The sequence below is a fragment of the Actinoplanes sp. OR16 genome, from assembly GCF_004001265.1.
GTDB lineage: Bacteria > Actinomycetota > Actinomycetes > Mycobacteriales > Micromonosporaceae > Actinoplanes.
In genome coordinates this window covers 6,158,556-6,175,297 of sequence record NZ_AP019371.1, presented here as the reverse complement: position 1 = coordinate 6,175,297, position 16,742 = coordinate 6,158,556, and the positions used below count along the sequence as shown (strand labels likewise).

The following is a 16,742-nucleotide window of genomic DNA, read 5'->3' as shown; positions in this document are numbered from 1 at the left end:
CTCAGGGGATTCTCCTGAGCACCCGCCGGGCCGCCGGGATCGCCGTGCCGAGCAGCACGATCAGCAACGCGCCGGCGGTCACCACCAGGGGAATCACGCCGGGCCGTCCGGGGAAGGGCAGCGGCGGCGGTCGCAGCCCGGCGAGCGGCAGCGCCCAGCCGGTCAGTGCCCACCCTCCGAGCGCGACCACCAGGCCGCAGGCCACGGCGAGGATCACCAGCCAGGGGTACGCCCAGAGCACCGCACCCCGGACCTCCCTCCGGCTCAGGCCCTGCCGCCGCAGGGCCGTCAGATCCTCGGCCCGCCGCCCGCGATCGACAGCGGTGGTGAGCACGAGAACGCCGGCCGCCAGTCCCGCGACCAGCACGGCGACCAGGATGAAATAGCCGATCGCGACGGCCGGGCCCTGCCGGTCGAGGCGCCGGGTGAGCTGCTCGGACCGGACGTCCGCCACCACCGTCACGCCCTCGGCGGCGAGCCGCTCGGCGATGTCGTCCGGAGCAGCCGGCGACAGCCACACCTGGGCGCCGGTCGCGGGCGCGCCGTCGGCGGCGAGGCGGTCGGCGTACTCCAGATCGACCAGTACCGCCGGGGCGCCGGCCGCCGGCAGCGCGGGCACCCGGGCCGCGACGGCGATCGGGACGTCGCGGTAGTCCAGGCCGGTCACGGCGCCGGGGACTCCCCCGCCCGCGACCGCCGCGGGCAGCGGGTACGGCGTGCTCACCGGCTGCACGACGACCCCCTCGGGGAGACCGTCCAGGCCGGTCAGCTCGATGGCCAGCGCCCCGCCCGCCGCGGACAGCACCCCGCCCCGCGACGACCGCCAGCGCCCCGGATCGCCGTCCAGTCCGTGCACGGTGACCACGCCGGTCACACCGAGCACCGCCGAGCCGCCGGCCAGCTTGAAGGCGTCCAGCCGGCAGCCGGCCGCACACTGCGGCAGCCGCTGGCGGTAGGTGTGCCGGCCGTCCCGCAGCACCCCCATCGGCGTGACGACGTCCGGTTCGCCGTTCAGCGGGGTCAGCACGACGTCCAGGCTGACCGCCTTGCCGTCCAGGAAGTCGCTCGCCGTCAGGTCCAGGGCGATCGTCGTCCCGCGCAGGATCAGTGGCTCCGGCGCCTCCGGGCGCAGGGCCCGCTGCGTCGCCGCGGCGTCGAAACCCCGGGGCCAGGCCGCGACCGTGGACAGCCGGGTCGTGTCGACGGCCAGGGCCGGGCGCTCGCCCCGCGGCGTGGTGATCCGGACGACGGCCATCGCCGCGTCACCGCCCGGATCGGCGGCGCGGACCGCCCTCAGCAGTCGGCTGCGGCCGATCGGCGCCACGTCGAGCACCCGGTCGGCGCCGGTGCCGAGTCCGGCCTGGAGCGCCCGGCCGCGGGCGGCCACGTCGGCGGCGCTCACCGCGTAGACGCAGACGGCCACCGCGGCGACGAGCACGGCGAAGACCGCCGCCGAGCGCGGGCGGCGGGAGAGCTGGAAACCGGCGAGCCCGGCGCCGAGGCGGCCCCGCGCGACGGCTCGGCGCCCGTAGCGCGCCACCAGTGGTTCGAGCGCCCGGGCCAGCAGCAGCGCCAGGGCGATCATGGCGAGCGCCGGGGCTGCCGCTCCGGCGCCGGTCAGCTCGCGGCCGGTGATCAGCTGCGTGACGGCGGCCGCCGCCACCGCCACGATCAGCACGTCCGTGACGATCCCGGCGGTCCGGCCGGCCCGGGGCGCGCGACGCAGCAGGTCGGCCACCGGGCGCATCAGCGGGCCGCGCTGGGCCAGGATCACGGTGAGCGCGGCGGCCAGCAGGGCGACCGGGGCGTAGGTCAGCGACGCCGGGTCGGCGCCGGCGCCGGCGCCCGGATAACGGACCGCCACGACGGCGGAGACCAGCAGCTGACCGGCGAGGCAGCCGGCGAGCGCGCCGGCCAGCACCGCCACGAGACTCTCCCCGGTCGCCAGCCACCAGCGGTGCCACCAGCGGGCGCCGCGCAATGCGATCACGGCGGCCTCCGGGCGGCGGGCCTCGGCGCCGTAGCCGACCGCCAGGAAGAGGGTGAGGCAGGCGAGCAGGATCAGCGCCACGGCCGGCACCGGCACCATCTCCCGGACGGCGGCCCGGCCGCTGTCGATGCGGGCCGTCAGCGCCGGCATCCCGGTCGTCAGGGTGAGCCCGGCGCCCAGGTCGGCGACGGACCGCTGCAGCTCGCCGAGGGCGGTCCGCACCGCGGGCAGGCGGTCCACGTCCAGAGCGCCCGGACCGGCCGAGCCGTCGATGGTGACCAGGACGTTCTTCCGGTCCATCGTGCTCATCGAGGCGAGGCCCACGAACGCCGGCTCGCCGGCCCGGTCGCCGGGCTCGGCGGCGAAGTAGCCCTGCCGTCCCCAGTAGGAGGCGCCCGGATCCGGCACCCGGTAGACGCCGGCCACGAAGAACCGTTTCGGGGCACCGCCCGCGACGTACATCTGGAATTCCGGGTCGGAGGAGAACACCGCGTAGCTCAGGTCGATCGCGTCGCCCGCGGCCAGACCGAGCCGCCGCGCGGTCTGCTCGCCGAGCACCACGTCGCCCGCCCCGATCAGGCACCGGCCGCTGATCACGGTGAGGTGGGCGCAGGCGTCCTGCCGGTAGACCAGGCGAGTGCGGTACCTGTCGTCGTCCTCGATGCCGATCGTGGCGTACTCGGCGGCGTAGACGTAGTCGAATCCGGGCAGGCCGACGAGCGCGGCCCCGGTCGACGGCAGGTTGATCTGGGCGCCCTCGGCGCCGGGATCGGCGACCTGCCCGGCGTTCTCGGTGAAACCGATGGTCACGGTACGTTCGGCCGGATCAGCGGCGGCGACCTCACCCGCCGCGACGACCCGGTCGGCGGCCCGGACGTAGGCGGGGGCGGCCACGGCCGGCGCCACGGCCAGCGCGGCCAGCACCGCGAGGACCAGTGCCTGCCCGCGCCGGGCCCAGACCATCCCGAGGACGAGGGCGATCATCGGATCCTCCCCGTCGTCGCCATCAGGAGGGTGGGTGTCAGGAGCAGCAGCGCGGCCAGGCCGGCGGTGAGGAGCGGGAAGGCACCCAGGACCTCCGGTACGGCGAGCAGCCGCCAGCCGTCGGCGAACAGCGAATCCGGGGGTCCCGCCGCCTCCCGGGCCAGCGTCGCCGCCAGCAGTCCGCCACCGGCGCCGGAGATCACGATCGCCGCGACGCCGGTGCGGCGGGTGGCGGCGGCCGTCGCGGCGGGGAGTCCTTGGGTGCGCAGCGCGGCCAGCATGGCCCGGCGCGGCGCCCGGTCCACGGTCGCCGCCACCGCGTTCACGGCCGCCGCCACGAGCACCGCCACGATCGCGGCGAACAGGGCGAACGGTCCCGCGGCGGCCACCCCGCGCGCCGGGAGACGGCTCGCCCTCGCCGCCACCGCGTCGTCGGCCAGCAGGGTCAGGCTCGCCCGCAGACCGTCCACGACGGACTCCGGTGCGTCCGGGGCGAGCCAAACCTGGGTCACCCCGCCGGGTGGTGTGTCACCGGCCAGCCTCGTCAGCGCGGACAGGTCGGCCAGCACACCCGCCGTGCCGAGCACCGGCAGCACCCGCGGGGTGGCGGTGACGCGCACCGGGATCGCCGCGGTGCCGGCCGGCTCCAGCCGGGCGTCCTCGAACCGCCAGGTCGCCGGGGCCGGTCCGGCCAGCGTGACGGCCAGCGGCAGGGCGGTGTCCGCGGCGTAGAGGACGTCCCTGGCCGAGCCGCCACCCTCCCCCGCGCTCGCCGTGAGCGAGAGGCTGCCGGAGCCGCCGCGCAGTTCCAGGCCCACGCTGCCGGTCGAGGTGCGCCACCGCGCCGGATCGGCGAACTCCGCCCGGCTGATCAGCGTCGTGCCGGCCTCGTCGCCGCGGAGTTCGTGGAGGGTCACGGTTCCGCGGTCGGGGCTGCCGTCGGGGCCGGGAAGGGCGGGCAGTTCCCAGCGGACCAGGCGGCAGCCGTCGTCGCAGCCCTGGAGCGCGGCGGTGACGGTGTGCTCGCCGGGCGGGACACGGCCGAACGGGACGCGGACCGCGGCGCCGGTCGCCCGGTTCTGCGCCACCAGGTCCAGGGCCGCGGGGATCGCCCGGCCGTTGGTCAGACTGATCGTCAACTGACGGCCTCCGACCAGTAGTTCCGGGGCGGGAGCGGGCTGCCGGACCGGCTTCGGGCCGTACTCCGGGCGCCAGGCCGCCACCGCCGCGGCACGGCTCGCGTCGACGGCCAGCAGGGGCGGGTTCCCGGCCCGGTCGAGCACGGCGGCCGCGGCGTACCGGCCGGCCGGGTCGGCCTCCTCGACGGCGTGGGTCAGCGCGGTCCACGTGGTGGCGCGGACGGTGAGGACCCGGGCGGCGCCCAACTCGGCCTCGGCCCGGTCACGACGGGCCTCCCGGGACGCGGCGGTCGCGCCGAGCGCCACCGCGAGCAGCGCCACGGCCGCCGCGGTCAGGGCGAACAGCCGGTCGGCGGCCGGCCGCCGGGACATCCGGACCAGGGTGAGGCCCCATCCCAGCCGCCCGGACCGCAGCGCGGCGCCACCACCCCGGTCGGCGGCCCGGGCGAACAGCCGGGCGAGCACCACGGCGACCGCCACGGCGGCGGCAGCCGGGGCGAGGGCGCCCACGCCGGCGTCCGGGCTGGCCGAGCGGGCCTGGTACACCGCCGCCACCGCGACCGTGACGAGCAGGACGTCGACGATCCCGGCGATCCAGCCGCGCCGGGCCGGCACGACCCGGCGCAGCAGGACCACGACCGGCGCCCGGGCCATCATCAGGTCGGCCGTGAGCAGGGTCAGCATCGCGACGAGGACCACGCCGGCCGTCGCCGCGGCGGAGACGCCGACGAGCGGGACGGCCGGCGTGAAATTCCCGATCTCCCCGACCAGGGACAGCGCGACGATCGGGCCGGCGAGCGCGCCGAGCAGACCGCCGCCGAGCAGGGGTGGAAGGTGCTGGCCGGCGAGCAGCAGACGCAGACGGCGGCCGGTGAGGCCGCGGAGCCGGAGCAGGCCGGCGTCGGTGCGGCGGTCGTCGGCGGTGAACCGGCCGGCCAGGCCGATCGCGAACCAGGACAGCAGCAGCGCCGGCACCGCCGCGAGCAGGACCCCGCGGACCAGGCGGTCCCGCTCGCCGGCCAGGATCGCGCGGAGCGGACCGGTCGGGTCGGTCACCGGGAAGACACCGGCAGCGGCGACGGCCGCGCCGAGGTCGTATCCGCCGTCACCGCGCAGCACCGGCAGCGGGACCTCGGCGGCGTACGCCAGCGTCGGCGTCCCCAGCCCCGCGGAGGCTGTCGCCGGGACCGTGAAGATCGGGTCGAGGCCGCTCTCCGACCGGAACAGCGGGTCCGCCCAGTAGCCGGCGGACGGGTCGGTCGGCTGATGAACACCGGTCACGGTGATCGGGACGGGAGGCGCCTCGGGATTCGCCCGGACGACGACGCGGCCGCCCGGCCCCACGCCCAGCCGCCGTGCCGTCTCCGCGGAGAGCGAACCCTCGCCGGCCCGTTCCGGGCATCGTCCGGTGAGCCGGACCTGACCGCAGAAGCCGTCCCTCGCGACGACCGCGACCTGATCCCGCCCGCCGCCCGGGATGTCGACGGTGGTCCGCAGGGCGAGGCCGAGGATCGGCGTGGCGCCCGGCATCGTGAGCACGCCGGCGACGGCCCGACCGAAACCGCTCAGGACGGCCTGCGGGTCGCCGGCCGACATGTCGGCCGCCTGGTGGATCGTGATGATGCGGTCGCCTTCGGGCGCCGAGGCGAGGGCCAGCTGCGAGGCGCGGGCCTCGGCGGCCGCGGCGTACCAGGGTGCGGCCGCCGCGACGGTGGCCGGCAGCGCGGTCAGGATCAGCAGGGCGACGGCCTGAGCCGCCCGGAGCCGCACCGCGCCGGCGACGATCCTGAACATGCGCCTGCTCCCCCGCGTCGACGTCTGACTGACAGCGTCACGCGTGGCCGGCGATCGGGCCCACCCCGCCCCGGAAGACCGTTATCCCTCCGATATCTCGGTCCGCCCGTTTCCGAGCGTGCCTGCGCTACGGCCGGCCGGGGTTGGCCGTAGCGCAGGGACGCTCACAGGTACTGGGGCTACGGCCGGGCGCTCTCCGCGGCGCTGCCGTCGATGGTGGGTGCGGCGTCCGGCTCCGCGGTCAGTGAGGAGCGGCCGGGCGCGGGCGTGATGGCGATGCGGCGGGGCTTCGCGGCTTCGGCCACCGGGATCGTCAGGGTCAGCACGCCGTCCTGCCAGGTGGCGGTTATCCGGTCCAGGTCGAGGCCGTCGCCCAGGGTGAGGCGTCGCTCGAACGTGCCGGTCAGCCGCTCGCGCCGGACCCACTGGACGTCCGCGTCGGTCCGGGCTGTGCGCTCGGCACGGATGGTCAGCACCCGGCCGTCGACGTCCACCTGGACCGAGCCGGGGTCGATGCCCGCGAGGTCGCAGTGCAGCACGAAGTGGTCACCGGACCGGTAGAGATCCATCGGCATGGCCGTGCCGGACCCGCCCGGGACGGGGCTGGTGAGCATCTGGCCGGCGAGCCGGTCGAACTCACGGAAAGGATCGAAAGTCAGCACCACGGATCCACCTCCTCGAGACTGCCACCGGACTGTCCGGTGGCTCGTGGCGCTCGGCCGTCAATCGTCGCCGAGTGCGGGACCAGATCCCTCTGACCTGGCCCGACAAGACATTTTTTAGCACTGCTCCCGGGCGAGTGCCAACCTTTTCCGGGAAGATTTTCAGAGCGCCGTACGGAAGCCCATGTTGCCCGTCGAGGAGTCCGGCGTGTTCGACGAGCGGGCCGCGTTGCGGTAGCGGTTGCAGTACGAGTCGTGGCACAGGTACGACCCGCCGCGGATCACCTTGGCCGTCCCGTCCGCCGGGCCGCGCGGGTCGTCGGCGGGCGACACCGCGTAGTAGCCGGGCGAGAACCAGTCGGCGACCCACTCCCAGACGTTGCCGACCGGCTGCCACAGGCCGTACGCGTTGGGCGCGAAGCTGCGGACCGGCGCGGTGGTGACGAACCCGTCGGCGGCGGTGTTGTCGTACGGGAAACGCCCTTGCCAGATGTTGAGGGCATGACCCGATCCGGGCAGCTCGTCACCCCACGGGTAGCGCAGCGAGTCGAGTCCGCCGCGGGCCGCGCACTCCCACTCCGCCTCCGACGGCAGGCGGCGACCGGCCCAGGTGCAGTACGCCTGAGCGTCGTTCCAGCTCACGTGCGTGACCGGGTGATCGTCGCCGGCGGTGTCCGACGGCCCGCCCGGATGCTGCCAGTCCGCGCCGGACACCCCGAGCCACCACGGGGTGCCCTGCATCTCCCCCACGACCTGATCGGGATCGGTCAGGGCCAGGTGGAACACCGCGGACCAGCCGAACTGCTCGGCGTCGGTGCGGTAGCCGGTCGCGGCGATGAAGGCCCGGAAGTCGGCGACCGTCACGGACGTGGCGTCGATGGTGAACGCGGAGACCCGTACGGCGTGAACGGGCTGCTCACCGTCGGCGGAGGCGCCGTCGGAGTGCGCGTCGCCCATCGCGAACGTCTGGGCGGGCACGGCGATCTGCTCGATCCGATGCGCCCCGGAACCGATGGTCAGCGGCGCCGGGACGGCGGCGGACGGGCGGCCGGAGGACGGCGTGCAACAATCCATGACCGCTAGGATAGGTAGGATTGATCGCCGAGACCGCTGAGGGTCGGGTCGTGAGCGACGACGCCGGCCTGGTAATCGACGTCATCCATGCTCGGGGCACGCTCCTGATGAGCGCGGGCTAGACCAGGATCAGCGAGCGGGACCAGGGGGCCGCGGTCCAGGAAGCCGCCTGGGAGGACTCGGGGCGGTCGGTGAAGCGGCGCAGGAGGATCCCCTCACGCAGACCCCACGGGCAGATGCGGGCCGTGTCCTCGCCGAACGCGCCCAGCAGCTCGTGGGCGATCACGGCGCCGGCCAGGATCTGGTGGGCGCGGTGCGCGGAGACGCCGGGAAGACGTTCGCGTTTCGCGCTGGGCAGGCGGGACAGGCGTTCCACCCACTTGCGCAGAGGCTTGCGCTGGACGTGACGCGGGCGGTGCGGACCGTGCCGCATCGGCGCGGCGCCGGTGAGGCGGGCCAGCTGGTAGAACGTGCGGGACGCGGCGACCACGGTCCGCGGCGTGGGCCAGTACGCCGGCATGACGCCGTCGCGGATCTCCCCGCGGACGTGACGTCGCAACCGGCGGACGGCGGCGCTGGAGGGCGGGTCTCCGTCGTACAGGAACTCTCTGGTCATCCTCCCCGCGCCCAGCGGAAGCGACAACGCGAGCTCGGGCATGTCCCGGACGCCGGACGCGACCTCCAGGGTGCCGCCGCCGATGTCGAGGAGCAGCATCCGCCCCGCCGCCGGACCCAGCCAGCCGCGCGCCGCGAGGAACGTCAGCTCCGCCTCCTCGACGCCGGAGAGCGCGCCGAGCCGGATGCCGGAGCGGTCCTCGATCTCGTCGAGCACGCGGTCGCGGTTCGCGCAGTCACGGATGGCCGCCGTACCGAAAGCGAAGATCTCCTCGACGCCGGCGCGGCGCGCGTGACCCACCGCTTCGGCGACGGCGTCGGCGACCCGGACGCGGCCTTTCGACTCGATCGCGCCGTCCGGGTCGATGCACGTGGCGACGCGTGTCCGGACCTTCCAGGAACGTGCCGGGAAGGGTTTCTTGGCCTCGATACGGCTGCCGGACTCGCTGACCACCAGGTTGACCGCTTGCGAGCCGACGTCGAGCACACCTATCCGCATCGGCGCCGCCTACCCAAAATCAGCCCGCTCTCACCTCGGCAACATGCGTGGCGCCTCACACGGCCGTGCCGGCGAGGCGCCCGTCGAGTCTATCCACCGAGGCGGCGCACCCCGTCATTCCTGAGGCGGCGGCCACACCGAACCCCGGTCACGCGAACTGCGGGATCACTTCCTCGGCGAAGCGGAGGAGCGGCTCGTGGTCGTAGGCGACCCGCGGGAAGTACGCGATCACGTAGTCGGCGCCGGCCTCGCGGATCTGCTCGACCTTGCGGGTCATGTCGGCCGTGGTGTCGCCCGGCTGCAGATTGAGGCTGGTGGACTTCGCGATGCGGTCGTAGTCGCGGTCCAGCCTGTCGCAGTGCTCCCGGAGGATCGCCAGCTTCTGCTTGATGATCTCCGGGTCGCCGTTGCCGAGGTTGCTGCCGTCGGCGTACTGGGCGACCAGCTTCAGCGTCACCTTCTCGCCGCCACCGCCCAGCCAGAACGACGGGTGCGGCTTGCGGACACCCTTCGGCTCGTTGATCGGCTTGTCGATGCTGTAGTGCTTGCCCTGGAAGACCGGCTCGTCCTCGGTCCACATCCTGTGCACGATCTGCACCGCCTCACGGAAGGCGGCCATCCGCGCGGGCACCTCGGACCACTCGTAGCCGTACGCCTTCCATTCGTGCTCGTACCACCCGGCGCCGAGCCCGGCGTAGAGGCGGCCACGGCTGGCGACGTCGACGGTCGAGGCCATCTTCGCGTAGAGCGACGGGTGGCGGTAACCGTTGCAGCCGACCATCTGCCCGATGTTGACGCGCGTCGTGTCGCGGGCCAGGGTCGCGGTCACCGTCCAGGCCTCGAACGTCGTGTTCATGGTGGGCTCGGGAAACGTGTGGAAGTGGTCGTACACCCAGATCGAGTCCCACGGGCCGGCGTCGGCCAGCTTCGCCACCTGGGTCATCGCCTCGTACTGCTCGACCGGGTCGGCGATCTCATCGAGATCGTTCTTCCATCCCTGCGGTACGAAAACCCCGAAACGCATGCTCATGAGATCAACCTACCCAGTGTTGTGAGCGGTGGCACAGGGGGCGCGGAGACCCCCGGGGTGGAGCACCGCGAGGGCAGGTGGAGCGCGCGGACCCGGCATGGCATGATTTCGGTGCCGGTACCGGAAGTTGCAGCCGAGGCAGCCCGGCCGTAAGGAGCGCTCTCATGGCCCTGTCCAGGCAACGTGTCACCATCGCGGCCATCGCGGAGGCGGCGGGTGTCTCGGTTCCCACGGTGTCCCGCGTGCTCAACGGGCGCTCCGATGTGTCGCCGCAGACCCGTGAGCTGATCGAGCGGCTTCTCCGTGAGCACGACTACCGACCCCGCAACTCTCGGCATTCGGGACGGGCCCGCCTGGTCGACCTGGTCTTCAACGATCTGGACAGCCCGTGGGCGCTGGAGTTGATCCGCGGTGTGGAGGACGTGAGCCACGCGGCCGGCGTCGGCACCGTCGTGTCGCAGGTGCACCGGCGGACCACCGCGGCCCGGCAGTGGCTGCAGAACCTGCGGGCCCGCGCCTCCGACGGCGTCATCTTCGTGACCTCGGACGTCGCCGAGCCGATCCACGCCGAGCTGCACCGGCTCAAGGTGCCGGTGGTCATCATCGACCCGGCCGGCGGGGCCGCGGCGGACGTGCCGACGATCGGCGCGACGAACTGGTCCGGCGGGCGGACCGCCACCGATCATCTGCTGTCGCTGGGTCACCGGCGGATCGGGTTCATCGCCGGCCCGAAGAACCTGCTGTGCAGCCGGGCGCGGCTGGACGGATACCGCGCGGCCCTCGAGGCGGCCGGGCTGCAGGCCGAGGAGGCGCTGATCGAGGCCGGCGACTTCCGGCACGAGTCGGGATTCGCCGCCGCCAGCAAGCTGCTGGACTCGGAGAACCCGCCGACCGCGATCTTCGCGTCCAGCGACCTGATGGCGCTCGGCGCGTGCGAGGCCGCGCGGCGGCGGGGGCTGCGGGTGCCGGATCAGCTCAGCGTCGTCGGGTTCGACGATCTGCCGGAGTCGCAGTGGGCTTCTCCCCCGCTCACCACGGTCCGCCAGCCGCTCGCCGAGATGGGGGCGCTCGCCGCGCGGACCGTCCTGCGGTTGTCGCGCGGCGAGACCATCGAGACCCCGCGGGTGGAGCTGGTCACCAAGCTGATGGTGCGGGAGAGCACCGCACTATTTGCTGAAGCCGGCCGTTAGACCGCTGAGCAGCTGACGGCGCCCGATGATGTAGAGCGTCAGGATCGGCAGCGTGGTCAGCACGACCGAGGCGAGCACGGCCGGGATGTTCACGCTGTACTGACCCTGGAAGCTCCAGAGCGCGAGCGGCAGGGTCCGCTGCTCGGGGCTCTGGGTCAGGATCAGCGGCAGGATGAAGCCGTTCCACACGGTCAGTCCCTGGTAGATGGTGACGGTCACCAGGGCCGGGCGGGTCAGCGGGAACGCGAGCCGCCAGAGCGTGCCCCACTCGGTCGCGCCGTCCATCCGCATCGATTCGAAGAGCTCTTTCGGTACGTCGCGGACGAAGTTGCCGAGGACGAGCACGGAGAGCGGGATCGCGAACGCCAGGGACGGCAGGATGATCGCGCCGAGCGTGTCGTACATCTGCAGCTTGATGATGATCAGGTAGATCGGGATGATCACTGCCTGGAGCGGGATCGCCAGGCCCATCAGGAACAGGCCGTTCACGCCGCGCAGGAACCGGCTCGCCGCGCTGCCCCGGACGATCGCGTACGCCGCCATGAACGAGACCAGCACGGCCGGGCCGACCGACCCGACGGTGACGATGACGCTGTTCACGAAGTACCGGACGAAGTCGTTCTCCAGGACGAACCGGTAGTTCTCCAGGGTCGGGCTCGTCGGCGGCAGGAGGGGGTTCGTGGCGTAGTAGTCGGACTGCACCTTGAAGCTGGTGATGACGATCCAGTAGATCGGCAGCAGGACGACGATGAGCCAGAGCCAGCCGGCGAGGCCGCCGAGGAAGTTGTGATGCCTCAGCCTCGACCCGCGTTTCTTGCCGGGGGACGGGCGCTCAGCCCGCGAGACATCCCTCTTATCCATCAACGTCGTCATCCTCAGACTCCCTCAAGCTGGCTCGACGACGCGTCACGGCCACCCAGCCGGCGCAGACCGAGCGCCAGCGCCAGGCCGACGAGCACCAGGATCACCGCGATCGCGCTGGCCGGGCCCATCAGGTCGGCCTTGAAGCCACGCTGGTACATGTCGACCGCGAGCGCCCGTGTCGCGTCGCCGGGACCGCCGGCGGTGAGCACCCAGATCAGGTCGAAGAACGTCAGCGAGCCGACCACCATCAGCGTCGACGACGTGATGATCGTGTACTTGAGCTGCGGCAGGGTGATGCTGAAGAACTGGCGTACGCGGCCGGCGCCGTCGATCTGGGCCGCTTCGTACATCGAGGCCGGGATCTGCCGCACGCCGCCCTGGTAGATCAGCGTGTGGAACGGGATGAACTGCCAGGACACCACGAAGACCACGACGCCGAGCGCCAGCGTGCTGTCGCCGAGCCAGTCCTGCTGCAGGAACGGCCAGCCCAGGCCGGCGCCGAGGCCGAAGTTCGGGTCGAGCAGCGCCTTGTACGTGATGGAGATGGCGGCCTGGCTCAGCAGCAGCGGGACGAAGAAGAGCACCGCGAGGACCGAGCGGTACCGCTTCTGCGCCGCGATGAAGACGCCGAGCAGCAGCGAGATCGGGGTCTGGAACAGCCAGGAGAGCGCCATGATCAGGAAGGTGACCCAGAGCGCGTGCGGCAGCCCCGGGTCGCTGAGCACGGAACGCCAGCTGTCCAGGCCGGTGAACGGGATGTCCTGGCTCAGCCGGTTCCACGACGTGAAGCTCAGCAGCAGCACGCCGATCAGCGGCACCACGCCGAACCCCACGAACGCCACGAGCGCCGGCCAGGCCATCCAGGTGACGGAACCGCTCCGCCCGCCGCTGGTGGCGGAAGGCGGAGCGGTCTGCACTACGGGCGGAGCGATCGTCATTTGCCGATGACCTGATTCATGCTGTCGGCGAACTGCTGGGGGGAGATCTGCATCTGGAACAGCTTGGCGATGTTGTCGAGCAGCGTCTCGGCGGCCGTCGGGCTCAGCGCCTGGTCCCACGACTGGCCGAAGTACTTCGCGTTGCTGGACACCTGGTAGATGAAGTTCAGGAAGTCCTTGTCCGGCGAGGAGGCGAGCTTGGCGTCGCCACCCTTGACGATGGGCACGCCGCCGGTCTCGATCCAGCCCTGCTGCTCGGTGTCGTCGAGGAGGCTCTTGAAGAAGTTCTTCGCGGTCTCCTTCTGCGCGTCACTGGCCTTCGAGTAGATCGAGAGGAACTGGCCGGCGTTGCCGACGGTGTTCGACGGGTCGCCGGTGCCGCCCTCGACGGTCGGGAAGCTCGTGTAGCCGAGCTTGCCGTCCTTGATGAAGCTGCCGCCCTCGGCCGAGATGATGCCGTAGGACCACGAACCGTGCAGCATCATGGCGGCCTTGCCGCGGTAGAGCAGCGCCTGGTCGGCGTTCGAGTCGGCGGTGATCGACGAGAAGCCCTTGACGAAGCCGTTCGCCTTGATCAGGTTCTGGATCTCGGTGAGGCCCCGGAGCGAGGCGGGGTTGTTCCACGCGTTCGCCTGGCCGTCGAAGACCGCCTGGAAGACCTCGGGGCCGCCGATGCGGTCGAAGAGGAACTCCAGCCACATCATGTTGGTCCAGCGGGACTGGCCGCCGAGCGAGAACGGCGCGATGTTCGCGGCGTTGATCTTCGGAACGATGTCCATGACCTCGCCCCAGGTGGTCGGGGGCGTGAGCTTGAGGTTGTCGAAGACCTCTTTGTTGTAGAACATGACGATCGGCTGCACGGTCTCGCACGGCATCGCGTAGATCTTGCCGTTGATCGTGGCCGGCCCGAACGAGGCCGGGAAGAGCCGGTCCTTGACCGCCGCGTTCTGCGCGAACCAGTCGGTCAGGTCGTCGACCTGGTCGTTGTCGACATAGCTCTTGAGGCCGCCGCCACCCCAGCCCCAGATGATGCTCGGCGCCTGGCCCGCGCCGAGCGCGGTCTTGAGCTTGTCCTTGTAGGCGTCGTTCTGGAACGTGGTGACCTTGATCTGGCCACCGGAGTTCGCCTTGTTGAACCGGTCGACCGCGCCCTGGCGGATCGGCTCACCGGGCGGGCCGCTGAGGAACCAGTAACTGGCCTCGCCGGAGGCGGTGTCGCCACCCGAGGTCTCGGAAGGACCGGAACTGCCACACGCGGCGAGGGCGGCACCCGCGGCGGCTCCGGCGGACAGGGTCAGAAAACTCCTGCGTTTCACGCTGGTCTCCGTATTCGAAGAAGCCGCGTCGGGGCACGGCTGGCGATATGGCGATGGCAGGAATCCGAAGCCTCCTGAACCAAACCGGTTAAGTTTCGGAAGTTTCGAACGCCCGCCGCAATTTAACGCGAGGTTTCGTTAACGTAGGGTTTCGCCGTCACAAGTGTCAAGGCCCTTGCGGTAACAGTGCTCACAGCGCGAGAGTTGACAATGTCCGCCCGCGCCCTGAGCCCCCGGCATGCGCGATTGGCCGCCGAACGGCGGGCACCGAAAGTTTCGGAGGAATTCCTTGACAACAGATCAGCCCTGGCGTGATCCCGGCCTGCCCACGAGCGAGCGCGTCGAAGCGCTTCTGGCCGCGATGACCCTGGAAGAGAAGGTGGCGCAGCTCGGCAGCCGCTGGCTCGGCAAGGACAAGGGTGCCACCGGCGCCGCCGGGCCGGAACCGGAAGACAGTCACAACGTGGCACCGATGGAGGACGAATTCGCCGCCGGTTCCGCCCTCGAGGACGCGAGCCGGCACGGCCTCGGCCATCTCACCCGGATCTACGGCAGTTATCCGGTCAGCGTCGCCGAGGGCGCCGACGAGGTGGTCCGGCAGCAGCGCATCGTGATGGCCTCGAACCGGCTCGGCATCCCGGCGATCGTCCACGAGGAGTGCCTCACCGGTTTCACCGCGCACGGCGCCACCGTCTATCCGTCGGCGACCGCGTGGGGCGCCACCTTCGACCCCGAGCTGATCGAGCGGATGGCCGCGGCGATCGGGCGGGACATGGCCGCGCTCGGCGTGCACCAGGGGCTCTCGCCGGTGCTCGACGTGGTCCGTGACTACCGCTGGGGACGGGTCGAGGAGGCGATCGGCGAGGACCCGTACCTGGTGTCGCTGGTCGGCGCCGCCTACGTACGCGGCCTGCAGAGCGCCGGCGTGATCGCCACGCTCAAGCACTTCGCCGGATACTCCGCCTCCCGCGGCGCCCGCAACCACGGCCCGGTGCCGATGGGCCGCCGTGAGCTGCTCGACGTGATCCTGCCGCCGTTCGAGACCGCCATCGCCGAGGCGGGCGCCGGCTCGGTGATGAACTCCTACTCCGACATCGACGGCGTTCCGGCCGGCGCCGACGAGTGGCTGCTCACCGAGGTGCTGCGGGACGAGTGGGGCTTCACCGGCACCGTCGTCTCCGACTACTGGGCGGTGCCGTTCCTGGCCGGCAACCACCGGATCGCCGCCGACTCCGGCCACGCCGGTGTGCTCGCGCTGACCGCCGGCATCGACGTCGAGCTGCCGGACACCATCGGCTACGGCGAGGAGCTGGTCGCCCGGGTCCGCCGCGGCGAGGTGCCCGAGGAGTACGCCGACCGCGCCGCTCGCCGGCTGCTCACCCAGAAGATCGAGCTCGGGCTGCTCGATCCCGGGTGGACGCCCGAGACGAGTGTGGCCGGGTCGGCGGAGACCGATCTCGACTCCGCCGCCAACCGGGAGATCGCCCGGGAACTGGCCGAGCGGTCGATCGTGCTTCTCGACGCCGGCACCGCGCTCCCCCTGCGCGACCCGGCCCGGATCGCGGTGGTCGGTCCCTGCGCCGACGACGCCCGGACCTTCCTCGGCTGCTACGCCTTCCCCAACCACGTGCTGCCCCGCTATCCGGGCGTGGACGCGGGCATCGCGCTCCCCAGCGCTCTGGAGGCGCTGCGGGCCGAGTTCCAGGGCACATCGATCTCGTACGCCGAAGGCTGCACCATCAGCGGCCCCGACCGATCCGGCTTCGCCGCCGCCGTGGCAGCGGCCGAGACGGCCGACGTGACAGTGGTGTTCGTCGGCGACCTGGCCGGGCTGTTCGGCAACGGCACCTCCGGTGAGGGCTGCGACGCCGAGGACCTGCGCCTGCCGGGGGTGCAGGCCGGCCTCGTCGAAGCGCTTCTCGCCACCGGCAAGCCGGTCGTCGTCGTGGTGGTCTCCGGCCGGCCGTACGCGCTCGGCGGGTTCGCCGGCCGGGCCGCCGGGCTGGTGCAGGCGTTCATGCCGGGCGAGGAGGGCGGCGCCGCGATCGCCGGCGTGCTCTCCGGCCGGGTGCAGCCCGGCGGCAAGCTGCCGGTGCAGATCCCCCGGCACCCGGGCGGCCAGCCGGGCACCTATCTGCAGCCGCGGCTCGGCGCCGACCACATCGGCGTCAGCAACCTGGACCCGACGCCGCTGTTCGCGTTCGGCCACGGGCGGTCCTACACCCGCTTCACCGTGGACGCGCTGCGGATCAGCGACGAGAGGGTGCCGGTGGACGGGGAGTTCACGGTCACCGTACGGGTCGCGAACACCGGCGACCGGGCCGGCGCCGAAGTCGTCCAGCTCTACCTGTCGGACCCGATCGCCGAGGTCACCCGTCCGGTGAGACAGCTCGCCGGGTTCCAGCGGGTGCCGCTCGACGCCGGCGCGGCGGCCGACGTGGTGTTCACCGTGCACACCGACCGCACCGCGTTCACCGGCCGCCGGATGCGCCGCATCGTCGAGCCCGGTGAGCTGCGCGTTCTCGTCGGCTCGTCGGCCGCGGATCTGCCCTGCGAGGGTTCCGTGCAGCTGGTCGGCGAGGTCCGCGAGGCCCCGGCGGGCCGTCGCCTGGTCACGCCGGTGGAGGTACGGCCCGCCGATTCGTGA

The 16,742-nt window shown here is 72.5% G+C and carries 11 protein-coding genes; 2 read left to right on the top strand and 9 right to left on the bottom strand.

Annotated elements, in window-relative coordinates:
- Position 1: 1 nt before the first annotated feature.
- The 6 genes from EP757_RS28225 to EP757_RS28200 form a co-directional block, all read right to left on the bottom strand.
- Entirely contained in the window at positions 2-2,974 is a 2,973-nt protein-coding gene (locus EP757_RS28225) for an FtsX-like permease family protein (RefSeq protein WP_127551043.1), read from the bottom strand.
- The gene (locus tag EP757_RS28220) at positions 2,971-5,907 is read right to left on the bottom strand and encodes an FtsX-like permease family protein (protein ID WP_127551041.1); all 2,937 of its coding nucleotides are present in this window, start codon (positions 5,905-5,907) and stop codon (positions 2,971-2,973) included. The genes EP757_RS28225 and EP757_RS28220 overlap by 4 nt, the downstream gene beginning before the upstream one ends.
- 179 nt (positions 5,908-6,086) lie before the next feature.
- Positions 6,087-6,572 (bottom strand): Hsp20/alpha crystallin family protein, encoded by a 486-nt coding sequence (locus tag EP757_RS28215; protein WP_127551039.1) that lies wholly within the window; start codon positions 6,570-6,572, stop codon positions 6,087-6,089.
- A 159-nt stretch (positions 6,573-6,731) separates the two neighbouring features.
- Entirely contained in the window at positions 6,732-7,643 is a 912-nt protein-coding gene (locus tag EP757_RS28210) for a formylglycine-generating enzyme family protein (RefSeq protein WP_127551037.1), read from the bottom strand.
- 118 nt (positions 7,644-7,761) lie between these two features.
- Complete coding sequence (locus EP757_RS28205; RefSeq protein WP_127551035.1) at positions 7,762-8,757, bottom strand: Ppx/GppA family phosphatase; 996 nt, start codon at positions 8,755-8,757, stop codon at positions 7,762-7,764.
- 148 nt (positions 8,758-8,905) lie between these two features.
- Positions 8,906-9,787 carry an LLM class F420-dependent oxidoreductase gene (locus tag EP757_RS28200; RefSeq protein WP_127551033.1) on the bottom strand — a complete coding sequence of 294 codons (882 nt, stop codon included), beginning with the start codon at positions 9,785-9,787 and terminating at the stop codon, positions 8,906-8,908.
- Between the two features lie 164 nt (positions 9,788-9,951).
- Here EP757_RS28200 and EP757_RS28195 point away from each other — a divergent pair, with 164 nt between their 5' ends.
- Positions 9,952-10,977, top strand: a complete 1,026-nt coding sequence (locus tag EP757_RS28195; protein ID WP_127551031.1) for a LacI family DNA-binding transcriptional regulator — start codon at positions 9,952-9,954, stop codon at positions 10,975-10,977.
- Here the strand turns inward: EP757_RS28195 and EP757_RS28190 are convergent.
- The 3 genes from EP757_RS28190 to EP757_RS28180 are packed head-to-tail and all read right to left on the bottom strand — an operon-like array spanning position 10,954 to position 14,095.
- Positions 10,954-11,838 carry a carbohydrate ABC transporter permease gene (locus tag EP757_RS28190; RefSeq protein ID WP_232050042.1) on the bottom strand — a complete coding sequence of 295 codons (885 nt, stop codon included), beginning with the start codon at positions 11,836-11,838 and terminating at the stop codon, positions 10,954-10,956. The two genes, EP757_RS28195 and EP757_RS28190, sit on opposite strands and share 24 nt — an antisense overlap.
- A 14-nt stretch (positions 11,839-11,852) precedes the next feature.
- Positions 11,853-12,779, bottom strand: coding sequence for a carbohydrate ABC transporter permease (locus EP757_RS28185; RefSeq protein ID WP_127551027.1), 927 nt, complete (start codon positions 12,777-12,779; stop codon positions 11,853-11,855).
- On the bottom strand, positions 12,776-14,095 hold the full coding sequence (locus EP757_RS28180; RefSeq protein WP_127551025.1) for an extracellular solute-binding protein: 1,320 nt from the start codon (positions 14,093-14,095) through the stop codon (positions 12,776-12,778). Before EP757_RS28180 ends, EP757_RS28185 begins: the two co-directional genes overlap by 4 nt.
- A 289-nt stretch (positions 14,096-14,384) precedes the next feature.
- Here EP757_RS28180 and EP757_RS28175 point away from each other — a divergent pair, with 289 nt between their 5' ends.
- The gene (locus EP757_RS28175; RefSeq protein ID WP_197725398.1) at positions 14,385-16,742 is read left to right on the top strand and encodes a glycoside hydrolase family 3 N-terminal domain-containing protein; all 2,358 of its coding nucleotides are present in this window, start codon (positions 14,385-14,387) and stop codon (positions 16,740-16,742) included.

Bases quoted from the DNA above. Each gene is read 5' to 3' on its own strand.
- EP757_RS28225 (WP_127551043.1), bottom strand. From the start codon at position 2,974: ATGATCGCCCTCGTCCTCGGGATGGTCTGGGCCCGGCGCGGGCAGGCA.
- EP757_RS28220 (WP_127551041.1), bottom strand. From the start codon at position 5,907: ATGTTCAGGATCGTCGCCGGCGCGGTGCGGCTCCGGGCGGCTCAGGCC.
- EP757_RS28210 (WP_127551037.1), bottom strand. From the start codon at position 7,643: ATGGATTGTTGCACGCCGTCCTCCGGCCGCCCGTCCGCCGCCGTCCCG.
- EP757_RS28205 (WP_127551035.1), bottom strand. From the start codon at position 8,757: ATGCGGATAGGTGTGCTCGACGTCGGCTCGCAAGCGGTCAACCTGGTG.
- EP757_RS28200 (WP_127551033.1), bottom strand. From the start codon at position 9,787: ATGAGCATGCGTTTCGGGGTTTTCGTACCGCAGGGATGGAAGAACGAT.
- EP757_RS28195 (WP_127551031.1), top strand. From the start codon at position 9,952: ATGGCCCTGTCCAGGCAACGTGTCACCATCGCGGCCATCGCGGAGGCG.
- EP757_RS28190 (WP_232050042.1), bottom strand. From the start codon at position 11,838: ATGGATAAGAGGGATGTCTCGCGGGCTGAGCGCCCGTCCCCCGGCAAG.
- EP757_RS28185 (WP_127551027.1), bottom strand. From the start codon at position 12,779: ATGACGATCGCTCCGCCCGTAGTGCAGACCGCTCCGCCTTCCGCCACC.